Below are 14,231 nucleotides of genomic sequence, written 5' to 3' on the forward strand. Positions count from 1 at the left end.
ACCTTGGCCGGCACGTAGTTGAACAAACGTATTCGAGTATACACGCCACGACCTTGGCTGCAAGAACTATTTTGCCCGTGCGCAAAAAGACAAAAACACGCACTCTTTCTGCACTTATGCGCCGTCCGCAGCATCAGTCGTCGGCGTCGTCACGGTCGTTCCGGGCGCGATATAACCGTATTCGAGCAGCACCGAAAGCGCATGCTGCTTCCAGGTGGCAAGCTCTTCGTCATTATAGTTGTCATGAGCCCATTCGTTCATCGCGTCCTCGGCGTCTTGGGGCACCAGGTCCTGGCTGTCTGCCATCAGGTATAGGATGCCTAAGATGTCGAAGTCCTGCTTGGTCATTTCTTCCTTGTTTGATGTGCCGATGAGGCCGTGATCGATGCCGTAGCGGCAGATATCGGTCAAAACGGTAACGAGGCCCGTAGGAATCGGCGAGGCATCTTTTGCGGCAGCGGGCGCGGTGTCGTCAGTCACTGCAGTGGCATCGTCGCTCGCCGGAGCAGGCTCGGCCGCGTTCGCATCGGAAGCCGCCTGCTCTCCCTGGGCAGGAGCCGCGCTATCCGTCGTTGCCGAAGAATCCCCCGAAGAAACGGACGTAACGCTCACCGGTGTCTCGACCACGGTCGTCATCGGGTCGACCGGTGCGGGTGCGGCGATGACCTCGGCCCAATCGGAATACACGCCGTCAATAAAGGCGCGAACATGGAAGGTGCCCGGTTGCGAGATGGTCATCGTGCCGTCCGTCGCGACCGAAATGCCCTTGCTCTCGAGCTCCTGGGCCTCCCAGCTGCAGACCCTATCGACTTCCTTGCCCGTCGTGTCATAGACCGTAGCCGTTAGGCCGTCGATACCGTTGAGATTCTCCTCGACTCCGACGACGGTCTGTGCCGAGCCCTCGAGTTTGATGCTGCCGTTAAACGACTCGGGCGCCACGTCGCTTACCTTATATTTGTAGGCCGCGGCGTCGATCTCGTCATTGGTCGAAACATGCCCGTTCACGTCCACATAGGTGTCCTCGGGGATAAAGTACTTTACGTAGGCGGTGCCGGCCTTTTTACCCACCACGACTTGCTCGTGGGTGACAGGGTCGGTCTGGATCTCGATGACGTCGGACTTGCATTTCTTGCCGTTTTTATCGACCACGCGCCAGTCGCCCGACGACTTCACAAAGCCGTAATAGTCAACATCGTCCTCGTCCCTTGCACGCACGCGATAGGAAGAGATGGGGTCTTCGTCTCCCACCGTAAGCCTTCGGGTCTTATCGGTCTGCAGCGATACGAGAATCTTGGAAATGGGCTTAATGGGCTGCGGCGTGCCCAACTGGGTATCGACCGTCACCGACTCAAACGACAGATTGGAACCCGTAATGGACATGGGGTAGGTGGCTGCCATGTCGTTGAGCACATTGCACGTGCGCGGGGCGCCGCCGTTGCGCGATGGCACCTCGCGATCGGCCAGGACAGAATTCCAATCGATGGCGCGCACCATGTGGTTGTTGGTGCGATGCGACCAGCTCGTAACGTTTCCGGCGGTGGTATCGTAGCCGTCGTCGCCACGATGGGCGATTGAGCGCAGGAACAGGTTCTGCACGGCGTCGGTCGACTGATCGCCAAAGGTGGTGTAGAACGAGCGCTGGTCATAACCGGCGGTATGGAACTCCTGCACGGCGGCGTTGTCGTCGTAGCACTCGCCGTTCATGTTAAAGATAATCACGTCGAACGTCACGCCCACCGGCTGGTCATAGTCCTCGGACAGCGTCGTAGTAGAACTCGTCTGCTTGCTATTGACCTGCGTGTGCGCAGGGATCGTCATATCGACGGTGACCGACTGATTGTCCGTTGTGGTGATCGACTGTTCCTCGGTCTTGCTCGCCTCCCACAACTGGGACATCGTGGCTTCGGCCGAAAACGAGGTCTCGATCTCCTCGCTCGCTGTTCCGGGCACGCCCAGCGACTCCTTGAGGCTCACCGATGCGCCCCACGAGCCGCCTTTGGAATACGATGCGGATTCAGAAGTGCTCGTGCCGACCGTCTCCTCGGTACCGCGGGCGAGTGTGATGCTCTGCGAGGCGTCCTCATAGCCGACGTTAAGAGCCGAGGTAACGAGCTCCTGCTCAGTCTTAGAATCGACAAAGGAATAGCCCGGCGCGTCCTCGGGCGCGCAGTTAAGCTTGTTCATGCTGTTGAGCTGCTGAACTCTAAAGTTATAGAACGCGATGCCAAAGCCATTGAAATCATACTGATAGGTGCCGCCGAGCTTGTCGACACAAGCAATGGTGGCATAGATGACGTCCTGCTCAGTCGTGTCTTTCGACAGTCCGTCGAGCGGCACGTTTTCACGGAAATCGGAGCCCTCCAGCTTGTGACCGATACAGCCGGCGATATCGTCGGTCAAGCGATCGTAGACAGCTTTGAGGCTTTTTGCCGATGTCAGACCACTCTGTTTCGATTTGTCGGCGCCGTCGGAATGCTCACCGTTGCCGCCCGAAAGCGCATCATACAGATAGATGTAGTGACCCTTACCGAAGTCCTTCTCAAAGCCCTTGCCGGCGTGGTCCCAGTACAAAAAGTCCCCGGAGTCGTCGCCTCCACCATAGCCAAGGATGTTATAGGCAAGCGATGCCCAGTTGGGCAGCACCTTTTTGACGGCGGCCGTGTAGAACGAGACGTTGTCGTACATCGAGGTACGGCCCTCGAGCTTGCCGTCATCGATATCTACAAACGTGCAGTCGCGATCGTTGACCGTAATGGTGAGCGGGTTGACCACGTCACCATAGAGCTCGTCGCGCGATTCATCCTGAAGGGCAAAACCGGCCGTCGGCATCCCGCAAAGCGCCGTGACCGCAACGACCACCCAGCACAGGGTCATCTGTGCTCCCCGACGCGCTCGTTGCAAATACCTGGTGAGGTTTTTCATCGCAGTCCTCCCGTCAGTTGCCAATGTATTGAACCAATAGAATCAATATAAAACGCCGCCGCGTCCATAGGGGGCGCGGCGGCGCGAAGGGGGGCGTAAGAGGCGCAAATGGAACGCGACTCAGTTAAGCGGAACGCTTGGCCTCGAGCTTGGCCTGAGCGGCAGCCAGTCGTGCGAGGGGTACGCGATAGGGCGAGCAGGACACGTAGTCCACATCGGCCACGTTGAACAGGCCCTTGATGGACTTGGGGTCGCCACCGTGCTCGCCGCACACGCCAAAGTGCATATCGGGGTTGGCGGCGCGACCCTTCTCGACTGCCATACGCACCAGCTCGAGCACCGCCGCGTCGATGGTCTCGAAGGGATTATCCTTCAAGATCTTCTTGTGCATGTACAGCGGGATGAACTTGGCCTCGGCGTCGTCGCGCGAGAAGCCGAAGGTTGTCTGGGTGAGGTCGTTAGTGCCAAAGCAGAAGAAGTCGGCATGGTGGGCGATCTCGTCGGCGACCATGCAGGCGCGCGGCAGCTCGAGCATCGTGCCCACGGGAATATTGAGCTCGACGCCCTCCTCGGCGGATACCTCGGCGATCACGCGCTCGATGACCTCGCGGGTCTGGACATGCTCGGCTGTGATGGAAACGAGCGGGACCATGATCTCGGGGCGCGGGTCGACGCCCTCCTTGATAAGGCGGGCAGCAGCCGTGGCGACGGCGCGAACCTGCATGAGCGGCAGATCGCCAAAGACAACGGACAGGCGCACACCGCGCAAGCCGAGCATCGGGTTGGACTCAACCATGCCGTCGATTCGACGCAGGCGGGCACGCAGGGTGGCAAGCTCTTCCTCGCTGGCGCCGGCGGCTTCCTTCTTGGTGATGGCCACCTCGAGCTCGCGAGGATTATCCAGGAACTCATGCAGCGGCGGATCGAGCAGGCGAACGACCACATCGCGACCGGACATGGTCTTAAACATCGCCAGAAAGTCCTCGGTCTGAACCTTGAGCAGGTCGGCCAGGGCCTGCTGCTTCACGGCCTCGTCGTCGGACAGGATAAAGCTCTGGATGATGTTCTTGCGGTCGCCCAGGAACATGTGCTCGGTGCGGCACAGGCCGATGGCCTCGGCGCCAAACTCGAGTGCGAGCGCGGCATCCTCGGGGTTGTCGGCGTTGACGCGCACGTGGTTGGCGTGACCGTCGGTCTCGTCCAGGCGAATCTCGTCTGCCCAGGACAGAATGGTGTCCAGATCGCCGGTGAGCTCGGCGGAGACCAGATCGACGGCGCCGTCGACGACAATGCCCTGGGTGCCGTCGATGGAGATGATGTCGCCCTCGTGCAGCACGCGATCGCTGCCCTCGATGCGCACGACCTTCTCGGCGGCGTCAATATGGAAGCGCTCAACGCCGCAGACACAGGGCGTACCCATACCGCGGGCGATAACGGCGGCATGGCTCGTCTTGCCGCCGTGGCTGGTAAGGATGCCCTCGGCAGCGACCATGCCCTTCAAGTCGTCGGGGTTGGTCTCCCAGCGAACCAGAATGACCTTGTGGCCCTCGTTGGCGCGCGCGACGGCATCGTCGCTCGAGAACACGACCTCGCCTACGGCGGCGCCGGGGCTGGCGTTAAGGCCGCAGGCCAGGGCCTCGTACTTCTTGGAGGAGTCGAACTGCGGATGCAGAAGCTGGTCGAGCTGCGCCGGATCGATGCGACTCACGGCCTCCTCGCGGGTGATGAGACCCTCCTCGACCATCTCGATAGCGATGCGCAGCGCGGCGGTAGCGGTGCGCTTGCCCACGCGGGTCTGAAGCATCCAAAGTTTACCCTGCTCGATGGTGAATTCGATATCGCACATATCGCGGTAATGATCCTCGAGCGTCAGGAAAACGCGCTCGAGCTCCTCACCAGCAGACTCGAGACCCGGGGTGGTCTTGAGGTCGGCGATGGGCTCAGTGTTGCGGATGCCGGCGACGACGTCCTCACCCTGGGCGTTAACCAAAAAGTCACCGTAGAACTCCTTGGTGCCATCGGCCGGATTGCGCGTAAAGGCGACGCCGGTCGCAGAGGTCTCGCCTTTGTTGCCAAAAGCCATGGCCTGGACGTTGACGGCGGTACCGAGCTCGTCGGAAATGCCATGCTGTTTGCGGTAGATGCAGGCGCGCTCGTTCATCCAGCTGCCAAAGACGGCCTGGATGGCAAGGCGTAGCTGGAGCTCCGGATCGTGCGGGAAGACGGGCTTGCCGTCGACAACCTCGAGCTCGGGATACAGGGCAGCCTCGACGTTCTCGGAGAAGATGCCCTTGAAGGTCTCGACGAGCTCCTGCAGGTCCTCGGCCGAAAGCTCGGAATCGACGCGAACGCCGGCGACCAAGCGAGCCTGGGTCAGGGCGTTCTCAAACAAGTCGGCATCGACACCCATAACGACGTTGGAGAACATCTGGATAAAGCGGCGGTAGCTATCCCAGGCAAAACGCGGGTTTTGCGTCTGGGTAATGAGGCCCAGAACGGAGTCGTCGTTAAGGCCCAAGTTGAGGACCGTGTCCATCATGCCGGGCATGGAGAACGGAGCACCCGAGCGAACCGACACGAGCAGCGGGTCGGATGCGTCACCAAGCTTCTTGCCGCAGCGGGCCTCGAGATCGGCCTCGGCGGCAACGATCTCATCGAGTGCGCCTTCGGGCCACACGTTGCCGGCGCCGGAGTACTCGACACAGGTTTGGCAGGTAATGGTAAAGCCACCGGGAACCGGCAGGCCGATGCGGCTCATCTCGGCAAGATTTGCACCCTTGCCGCCAAGCACGAAATTCATGGACTTGTCGCCCTCAGTGACACAGGTGCCCTGGGCGTCGGTTCCAAAACGGTAAACCCTCTTGCAATCGCTCACGATACTCCCCTTCCATGCGCTGTCGCGCACGACCGTGGTAACGAATCGACCCGCCGGATGCGGGCCGTGAGGGTACTATACGGCGGGTATTGGAAGTGCTTGCGTAGAGGGTGCGAGGTTTGGTAAACGTGGTAAAACTGACGGTAAACGGTAGATAAAGGTGGTTACCTTATGAAGATACCAGTGTAGGAGACTTGCAGGTTAACTGAAAGAACTTTGCTAAATCGCTTTACCATAAGTAGCTAATTTGGGACGGGGCTTTTTTAGCTACCCCGTCGGCAATCGGCCAAAAAGCTCGCGGCCTCAGCCGGGGTAGCTAAAAAAGCCCCGTCCCAAATTAGCTACTTTTGTTGGGCTCGGCGAGCGGCACGACGGGCTCGAGCTTCTTGGATTTCCTCCAAATGACCGATGATCTCGGATGCACTCTCCTCAATCGCCTTACCGTCGGTACGCACCACAAAGCAGCCTAGGCGCTTCATGAGGGCACGGGCTTCCTCAAGCTCGCTGCGCACACTCTCGGGCTCGGCATAGGAACCGGCGACGGCGCGGGCGTAGTCATCGCCCAAGCGGCTGTCGCGAATCTCAGAAATTACGTCAACGGTCGAAATCAGGCCGAACAGGCGCATCGGGTCGACCTCGTAAATCGACTTCGGCGGCTCCATGCCGTGCGCCAGCGGAACGTTTGCGACCTTGTAACCCTGATAGGCCAAATACATCGACAGCGGCGTTTTGGACGTACGCGACACGCCCAGCAGCACGATATCGGCCCCCGAAAGGTCGTCGCAACCGCGCCCGTCATCGTGCTCAACGAAATACTCCATAGCCTCAATGCGGTGGAAATAGCGGTCATCCGTTTTGTGAATAACGCCCGCAACGCCCTTGGGCGGCACACCGATGAGCGACGAGAGCACGGCAAGGGTCGGACCGATCAGGTCGACAGAGCGAATATGCAGCATACCCAGGTAATCGAGCACGCGGGCGCGAAGCGCCGGATCGACGATAGTGTGGAACACGGCGATATCACGATGGTCCGCATCGACGCGCGGGCCCACAAAGGACTTGACCTGCTCCACCGAGTTCACTTTGGGCAAGCGCAAGAGACGAAAAGCCCCTTCATCAAATTGCCCGGACGCCGCAAGCACCACCTCACAAGCGGTATCACCGAGCGAGTCGGAGATAACGATAACGGTGGGACGAGCGGTGACCGGGCAATCCATGCGGGGCTCCTTTTGCGCTTATGCGCAGGCTGGCTTACTTTTTGCGGGCAAGCTCACCGATGTTGGCGATGCCAGAGAAAACGGCCTCGAAGCGGTTGAGCAGCTTAAGGCGATTATCGCGGAGCTGCTCGTCCTTGTCCATGACCATAACCTCGTCGAAGAAGCGGTCGATGGGGGCACGCAGGGCGGCAAGGGCGGCAAATGCGGCCGGGTAATCCTCGGCAGCAAGGGCGCCATCGACAGCGATCTGAGCAGCCTCGGAGGCATCGGCGAGCGCGAGCTCGGCCTCACCCATCAGGCTGCGATCGTACTCCATACCCAGCTCGGGCTTGGAGATGTGCGCGGCGCGGGCATAGGCAGTAGCCAGGTTGTCGAAGGTCTCGGCATCGTTCTTACGAGCCTCGTCGAGCGCGGCGCAGCGGGCGAAGAAGACGGACGGAGCGATGATGTGCACCGCGGAGACGGCGGCGACGGTATCCGCCGGAATCTTCTCGTCGCGGGCCATGCTCACCAGACGGCCGTGGAAGAAGTCACGGACCTGCTGGGCGACCTCGGCGGCGTCGAACTCGATGCCCTGCTCGCTATAGAGCTCAAGGGCAAAGTCGATGAGCGTCGTGGGGTCGATCGGCAGACGATCGCGCAGGATGTTGATAATGCCGATAGCGGCGCGACGCAGCGCGTACGGGTCGGAAGAGCCGGTCGGGGGCTCACCGATGGCAAAGATACCGGCAATGGTATCGAGCTTGTCGGCACAGGCCACGATGCAGCCAGCGGTGCCCTCGGGCAGCTCATCGCCGGCAAAGCGGGGACGATAGTGATCGCGAATGGCGTGGGCGACCTCGTCGTTCTCCCCCATCGCAGTTGCGTAATAGCCACCCATCACGCCCTGCTGGCTCGTAAACTCGACGACGGCGTTGGAAACCAGGTCGGCCTTGCACAGGTGCGCGGCGCGAGCGGCATCGGCAGCGAGGTGGGCGCCCAGATGGGCCTCGCGGGCAATAGCGAGCGCGAGCTGCTCAATGCGCTCGGACTTGGCGAGCACGCTGCCGAGCTTCTCCTGGAAGGCAACCTTGGCCAGACGCTCACGGAACTCGTCGAGGGAGATCTTCAGGTCCTCCTCGTAGAAGAACTTGGCATCGTCCAGACGGGCGCGCACGACGCGCTCGTTGCCGTCGATCACACGCTCGGCATTCTCGGGCTTGCTGTTGGAGACGACCACGAACTCACGCGTGAGCTTGCCCTCGCCGTCATAGATCGGGAAGTAGCGCTGGTTGGTGAGCATGGACTCGCAGATGATCTCGTGCGGGACCTTGAGGAACTCCTCGTCGAAGGTACCGACGAGCACCGTCGGCCACTCGCAGAGGTTAATGACCTCCTCGAAGACCTTCTTGGGCGTATCGACATGGCAGCCAGGGCGAGCGGCCTCGACCTCGGCAATACCGGCAAGGATGGCCTCACGACGACGCTCGGCAGAGAGCACGCCGGCGTCCTCGAGCACCTGCTCGTAGACGGCGGGGCTGGCGACAACATGGTCACCGGCGCCCAGCACGCGATGTCCGCGCGTGGTATTGCCGCTCGTCACATCGGCAAACGTCACGGGCACAACGTCCTCGCCCAGAAGGCAGCAGATCCAACGGACCGGACGCACAAACGTAGCGTGCTCGTGGCCCCAGCGCTGACTGCGGTAGTTGGGCCACTGCAGGCCTGCGATCGTCTTCTCGCACAGGGCCGTCAGAATAGGGGTAGCCGGCGCGGAGGGAATGTTCTTCTCGGCGAACACGTACTCGCGGCCGTCGGTATCCTCACGACGGATCAGGTCCTCGGCAGCCACACCGCACTTGCGGGCGAAGCCCTGAGCGGCCTTGGTGGCGTTGCCGTCGGCATCGAAGGCAATGTTTGCCGCAGGGCCGCGCTTGACCTCGTGGACCTCATCGGTCGCGGTGGCGACGTTGGCCACGAGCGCAGCCAGACGACGCGGGCTCGAGATCACGCGGACCTCGCCATGGGCCAGGCCGGCCTCGTCGAGGCCTTTGGCGATCATATCGCCAAGCTGCTTGACGGCATTGTTCAGCGGTGCGGAGGGCATTTCCTCCGTACCGATCTCAAACAGGAAATCCTTAGCGTCTGCCATGGCTTACGCCACCTCGCCTTCCTGGTCGGCATTCTCGTTAACTCCGGCGACCTCGGCCATATAGACCTCGCAGCACGCCTTGGCGACGGCGCGGACGCGCAGGATGTAGTTGGCGCGCTCGACTGCGGACAGGGCGCCGCGGGCATCGAGCAGGTTGAAGGCATGGCTGCACTTCATGACGCAGTCGTAAGCGGGCAGCGGCAGCTTGCGCTCCAGACAGGAGTGGCACTCGGCCTCGTAGTCGTCAAACTTCTGACGCATCATCTCGACGTTAGCGACCTCAAAATTGTAGGCGCTAAACTCGCGCTCGTTCTCCAGGAACACGTCACCGTAGGTCATGGGCGTGCCGTCGGGCAAATAGCTCCACACCAGGTCATAGACGGAGTTGACGCCCTGGGCATACATGGCGATGCGCTCCAGGCCGTAGGTGATCTCGACAGGCACGGGGTCGACCTCGATGCCGCCCACCTGCTGGAAGTACGTAAACTGCGTGACCTCCATGCCATTGAGCCAGACCTCCCAGCCAAGGCCCCAGGCGCCGAGCGTCGGGCTCTCCCAGTCGTCCTCGACAAAGCGGACGTCATGGTCATTGGGGTCCAGACCAATGGCGGCAAGAGACCCCAGGTAAAGCTCCTGAGCATTAACCGGAGAAGGCTTGATGAGCACCTGGAACTGATAGTAGTGCTGCATGCGGTTGGGGTTCTCGCCGTAGCGGCCGTCGGCGGGACGGCGGCAGGGCTGCGCATAGCAGGTGCGCCACTCGGCGGGACCGAGCGAGCGCAGCGTGGTCGCGGTATGGAAGGTACCGGCACCGACCTCGGAGTCATAGGGCTGCATAATGACGCAGCCCTGCTCGCCCCAGTACTGCTGGAGGCGCAGGATGATGTCTTGGAAGGAAAGCGATGAAGCGTTCATGCCTCTAATATCCCCTCGTCGAAACGATTACACGGTTAGGTACTGTACTATAGCGGTTTTTAGTCGATAGCGCCCAGACGGTTGAGCGGCCAGTAACGCACGAGCGCCACGGCGATCAGGTCCGAACGGTCGACCGGGCCAAAGTAGCGTGAGTCGGCTGAGTTCTCGCGGTTGTCGCCCATCACCCACACGCACCCGTCTGGGACGGTGTAGGGATAGCTCACCTGAGCACCAGGCGCCTGGACCGACAGTGGCCAGCTCATGCCCGTCGTATAGTCCTCGTCGAGCGCTTGGCCGTCAACGACCACCTTGCCGTCCTGCAGGTTGACCGTCTGGCCGGCCGTAGCGATGACCCGCTTGACGAGCACATCGTGCTCAGAGGTGCCATCGGGGTTGTGGAACACCACAATATCGCCCTGTTTGACAGGCTGGCCGAGCTCAAGCGTCACCTTTTGCGCCAGGATCTGGTCGCCAATCTCAATCGTGGACTCCATGGAACCGGTGGGCACCACAAAGGGCTCGACCACAAACGAGCGAATCAAGAAGGTGGCGACGAGCGCAATCGCGACGACCACGACCCACTCAAACGCATCCTTTAGCATGGAATGCTGCGACGGAACCATTCTCACTCCTCGCTCTGCGAATACGAAGCGTCCAAAATCTCTTGCGCATACGCGCGTTCCTTAGGCGTAAGCCGCGCCGTCTCAATTAAGTCGGGACGCCAGCGACAGGTGCGCTCGATGGCGTTCTTGCGGCGCCAAGCGTCAACCTTGGCGTGGTCACCACTTACAAGCACGGGAGGCACGCCCTCGCCGTTAAACTCGGCGGGGCGGGTGTACTGCGCGTACTCGAGCAGGCCTCCGTCCTCGGCGGTCGAGAATGATTCGTCAACGTTGCTCATCTCGTCACCAAGCGCGCCGGGAATCAGACGCACGACGGCGTCAGCAACGACCATAGCAGGCAGCTCGCCGCCCGTGAGCACATAGTCGCCGATCGACAGGCGCTCGTCGGCATAGGCATACGCGCGCTCATCGACACCCTCGTAGCGGCTGCACACAAACAGCAGGCGCTCGCTTTGGAGCAGGCGCTCGGCTACATGCTGCGTAAAAGGCTCACCGCAGGGCGTAAAGAACACCACGGTGGGCTTGGGACCCTCAGAGCTAATGGCCTCGATTGCCTCGGCAATAGGCTCGACCTTCATGAGCATGCCCTGCCCGCCGCCGTACGGCTCGTCATCGACGGTACGGTGGCGATCGTGCGTCCAGTCGCGCAGGTTATACGCCTTAAAATCAAAAAGGCCGGCCTTGCGGGCACGGCCCAAAATCGATGTGGACATGACGGGCTCAAACATCTCGGGAAAGACCGAAAGGGTCTCGATCAGCATGTTGTCCTCCCTACTTGTCCATATCGATCAAGCCGTCCATAACGTGGACGGATATTGCCCCCCGATCGGGAAGATCGAGCACAACTTGCTCGATCACGGGAATCAGCACCTCGCCGTACCGATCACCCTCGACAACCCAAACGTCGTTGGCGGGCGTCGACATAATCTCAACGATCGTTCCGAGCGACCCAAAGCGCTCGTCAACCACCTCGCGACCCATAAGGTCGGTATAGGCGGCATCAAGTGAATCGAGCTCAAAGTCATCACGGTTCGCCAGAACGAAACAACCCGTGATGCCCTCGGCGGCCGTCAAGTCGTCAATGCCCTCAAACGAAACCAGATCGCCATCGCCCGTATCGGTAACGGATGTAACCGTGCAAAAGCGGTCACGCTTGAGCGCCGGTGGCGTCAGGGCGACGCGCATACCCGGCTCCAATACAGAAGGAAGCCCCCGCAGCGGCTGCGCGAGGACCTCCCCCTTCCTTCCGTGCGGCTTAACCACACGGGCGATGTTTTTGTACTGGGACCTCAAGGTCCTAGCCCAGAACCTCTACCTCGACGGAAGTGTCGAGGCGAGCGGCCAGTGCACGGGCGAGCGTGCGAATGGCCTTGATGGTACGGCCGCGACGGCCAATGACCTTAGCTACGTCATCCTCGGCAACCGAAACCTCAATAGTTGAGGCATCGTCGCCATCGATAACTTCCAGGCTCACGGAATCCGGGTCGTCGACGATCTGAACAACGAGATATTCGACGAGATCGGCGATGCGATCTGAGAGCATTGCCTCACCCTCGAGCTGTGCAGCGTCAACCTCAGGCACGATTTACTCCTCGGCGCCCTCAGCGGCCTCAGCGGCCTCAGCGGCAGCCTTAGCGGCCTCGGCCTCTTTGGCGAGCTGCTTCTTGGACTTCTTGACGACGGTCTCGGTCTTCTCGCCCTCGTTGGCGGCCTTGACCAGGGCAGCGACAGCGTCGGTGAGCTGAGCGCCCTTGGACTGCCAGTCGGCGATCTTCTCGAGATCGAGGTTGATGGTCTTGGGGGTGGTCATCGGGTTGTAGCGGCCAACCTCCTCGATGATACGACCGTCACGCGGGGCGCGGGAATCGGCGACGACGACACGGTAGTACGGACGCTTCTTAGCGCCGTGACGAGCAAGGCGAATCTTGACTGCCAAAGGAAACTCCTCCAACCAAGCAGCTTTAGGCTGCAACTACAAACAAACAGTTGAACATAATACGCCATCGACGCGGGCAGGTGAAGTCCGTGAGACCAACTTCTTCGGTGTAGTCGAAGGCAAATCCATATCTTAGACAAGAATTCGCGATTTGCAAGCACATCCACGCACCCCACATGAGCTGCGCGGTATACTCATGCCATGAAAAGATGCGAACATACATACGGTTATGAGGATACTGCGGGCGTCACGCCGCCGCCCTGGACGGGTCCGGCGGTGGGTCTGATGGATCTCGATGCGTTTTTTGCGAGCGTGGAGATGCTCGATCATCCCGAGTGGCGCGGCAAGCCGCTTATCGTAGGCGGAGACGCCGAATCGCGCGGCGTCGTCTCCACCTGCTCATACGAGGCACGCCGCTTTGGCGTGCACTCCGCCATGCCCTCGGCCGAGGCACGCCGCCTCTGTCCGCAGGCCATTTGGACACACGGGCATTTCGATCGCTACCACGAGGTTAGCGCACAGGTAATGAATATTCTTGCCGACGAGACACCACGCGTTGAGCGCGTGTCCATTGACGAGGCCTTTATCGACATCACGCCGGGCCGCTTTGCGCCCGAGGACCCACTGCTCGTCGTACGACGCATCAGCGATCGCGTGGCGGCACTGGGGGTGACCTGCTCCATCGGCGTCGGTTGCAACAAAACGGTGGCCAAGATTGCAAGCGAGCGAGACAAGCCGTTTGGGCTTACGGTCGTACGCCCGGGAACTGAGCAGCGTTTTCTGGCACCGTTACCTGTTTCTGCCATGAGCGGTATCGGGCGCTCGGCCGAGGAGCGGCTGCGCCGCATGCGGATTTACACGCTGGGCGAGCTGTCGCGCGCACCGGAATCCACACTGTCTGCGATTTTTGGCGTTAACGGCGAGCGCATGCGCCAGCGTGCGTTGGGGCTCGAGGTTTCCGAAGTCACGAGCCTCGATGAAGAGCGTGAGGTCAAGTCGGTAAGCAATGAGCGCACCTTTGCGAAAGATTTGACCGAGCGCGGGGACATCGAAGCGGCGATTGCACTATTGGGCGAATCCGTCGGACGTCGCCTGCGCCGCCAGGGACTTACCGGCGCCACGGTGACGCTCAAACTTAAGTACTCGTACGGCAGCGGTCGCTCGGCACAGCGACGACTCCCCCATCCCACCGACGACGAGAACATCTTTGTGGCGGTAGCGATCGAGTTGCTCGACAACATCTGGCAGGAAGGAATGCATGTACGCCTTGCCGGCATAGGCATGAGTGACTTCAATCATCAAGGCGGCATACAGACCGACCTGTTTTGCGAAGTCGACGACCGCGGAGCCCAATCCAGCGACCGCCGTGACCTCTCCGTCGCCATCGACGCAGTCCGAGACAAGTTCGGCGACACCGCCCTATCCTTCGGCCGCCAATCACGCTTCTCCTCCCACTAAGTAGTCAATTTGGGACGGGGCTTTTTTAGCTACTTTAGATTGTCAGGGTAGTACGGGGTAGCTAATTTGAACTGCACCCCAAAACCTGGACGGCTTAAATAAGAACTACGCCGCAAGGGACTGTCTCCGGAACTCCTCCGGGGTCAGTCCCTTC

11 protein-coding genes are annotated in these 14,231 nt (G+C 60.8%); 1 reads left to right on the forward strand and 10 read right to left on the reverse strand.

Annotated elements, in window-relative coordinates; translation table 11 throughout:
• Window positions 1–114: 114 nt before the first annotated feature.
• From ACTNDJ_RS05980 to rpsP, 10 genes are all read right to left on the reverse strand, one after another.
• On the reverse strand, window positions 115–2,874 hold the full coding sequence (locus tag ACTNDJ_RS05980) for a hypothetical protein (RefSeq protein WP_441083443.1): 2,760 nt from the start codon (window positions 2,872–2,874) through the stop codon (window positions 115–117).
• Between the two features lie 172 nt (window positions 2,875–3,046).
• Window positions 3,047–5,797, reverse strand: coding sequence for a pyruvate, phosphate dikinase (ppdK, locus tag ACTNDJ_RS05985; RefSeq protein WP_370450592.1), 2,751 nt, complete (start codon window positions 5,795–5,797; stop codon window positions 3,047–3,049).
• A gap of 341 nt (window positions 5,798–6,138) precedes the next feature.
• The gene (locus ACTNDJ_RS05990; protein WP_154516238.1) at window positions 6,139–7,014 is read right to left on the reverse strand and encodes a pyruvate, water dikinase regulatory protein; all 876 of its coding nucleotides are present in this window, start codon (window positions 7,012–7,014) and stop codon (window positions 6,139–6,141) included.
• Window positions 7,015–7,048: 34 nt separating this feature from the next.
• Complete coding sequence (gene glyS / locus ACTNDJ_RS05995) at window positions 7,049–9,145, reverse strand: glycine--tRNA ligase subunit beta (RefSeq protein WP_441083444.1); 2,097 nt, start codon at window positions 9,143–9,145, stop codon at window positions 7,049–7,051.
• A 3-nt stretch (window positions 9,146–9,148) separates the two neighbouring features.
• Window positions 9,149–10,060 carry a glycine--tRNA ligase subunit alpha gene (locus tag ACTNDJ_RS06000; RefSeq protein ID WP_441083445.1) on the reverse strand — a complete coding sequence of 304 codons (912 nt, stop codon included), beginning with the start codon at window positions 10,058–10,060 and terminating at the stop codon, window positions 9,149–9,151.
• A gap of 59 nt (window positions 10,061–10,119) precedes the next feature.
• Window positions 10,120–10,683 (reverse strand): signal peptidase I, encoded by a 564-nt coding sequence (gene lepB, locus ACTNDJ_RS06005; protein ID WP_441083446.1) that lies wholly within the window; start codon window positions 10,681–10,683, stop codon window positions 10,120–10,122.
• A gap of 2 nt (window positions 10,684–10,685) precedes the next feature.
• Window positions 10,686–11,444 carry a tRNA (guanosine(37)-N1)-methyltransferase TrmD gene (trmD, locus tag ACTNDJ_RS06010; protein ID WP_427747915.1) on the reverse strand — a complete coding sequence of 253 codons (759 nt, stop codon included), beginning with the start codon at window positions 11,442–11,444 and terminating at the stop codon, window positions 10,686–10,688.
• 10 nt (window positions 11,445–11,454) lie between these two features.
• Window positions 11,455–11,946 carry a ribosome maturation factor RimM gene (gene rimM, locus ACTNDJ_RS06015; protein ID WP_427717603.1) on the reverse strand — a complete coding sequence of 164 codons (492 nt, stop codon included), beginning with the start codon at window positions 11,944–11,946 and terminating at the stop codon, window positions 11,455–11,457.
• 34 nt (window positions 11,947–11,980) lie between these two features.
• On the reverse strand, window positions 11,981–12,226 hold the full coding sequence (locus ACTNDJ_RS06020; protein ID WP_154516529.1) for a KH domain-containing protein: 246 nt from the start codon (window positions 12,224–12,226) through the stop codon (window positions 11,981–11,983).
• Between the two features lie 42 nt (window positions 12,227–12,268).
• Window positions 12,269–12,619: a 30S ribosomal protein S16 gene (gene rpsP, locus ACTNDJ_RS06025; RefSeq protein WP_154516223.1), complete on the reverse strand. Its 351-nt coding sequence runs from the start codon at window positions 12,617–12,619 to the stop codon at window positions 12,269–12,271.
• Between the two features lie 201 nt (window positions 12,620–12,820).
• Here rpsP and dinB point away from each other — a divergent pair, with 201 nt between their 5' ends.
• On the forward strand, window positions 12,821–14,077 hold the full coding sequence (dinB, locus tag ACTNDJ_RS06030) for a DNA polymerase IV (protein WP_427717584.1): 1,257 nt from the start codon (window positions 12,821–12,823) through the stop codon (window positions 14,075–14,077).
• Window positions 14,078–14,231 lie beyond the last annotated feature (154 nt).

This window comes from Collinsella sp. HCP3S3_D1, assembly GCF_052064015.1.
Classification (GTDB): domain Bacteria; phylum Actinomycetota; class Coriobacteriia; order Coriobacteriales; family Coriobacteriaceae; genus Collinsella.

Bases quoted from the DNA above. Each gene is read 5' to 3' on its own strand.
- trmD (WP_427747915.1), bottom strand. From the start codon at position 11,444: ATGCTGATCGAGACCCTTTCGGTCTTTCCCGAGATGTTTGAGCCCGTC.
- ACTNDJ_RS05990 (WP_154516238.1), bottom strand. From the start codon at position 7,014: ATGGATTGCCCGGTCACCGCTCGTCCCACCGTTATCGTTATCTCCGAC.
- lepB (WP_441083446.1), bottom strand. From the start codon at position 10,683: ATGGTTCCGTCGCAGCATTCCATGCTAAAGGATGCGTTTGAGTGGGTC.
- ACTNDJ_RS05980 (WP_441083443.1), bottom strand. From the start codon at position 2,874: ATGACCCTGTGCTGGGTGGTCGTTGCGGTCACGGCGCTTTGCGGGATG.
- glyS (WP_441083444.1), bottom strand. From the start codon at position 9,145: ATGGCAGACGCTAAGGATTTCCTGTTTGAGATCGGTACGGAGGAAATG.
- ACTNDJ_RS06000 (WP_441083445.1), bottom strand. From the start codon at position 10,060: ATGAACGCTTCATCGCTTTCCTTCCAAGACATCATCCTGCGCCTCCAG.
- ACTNDJ_RS06020 (WP_154516529.1), bottom strand. From the start codon at position 12,226: ATGCTCTCAGATCGCATCGCCGATCTCGTCGAATATCTCGTTGTTCAG.
- dinB (WP_427717584.1), top strand. From the start codon at position 12,821: ATGAAAAGATGCGAACATACATACGGTTATGAGGATACTGCGGGCGTC.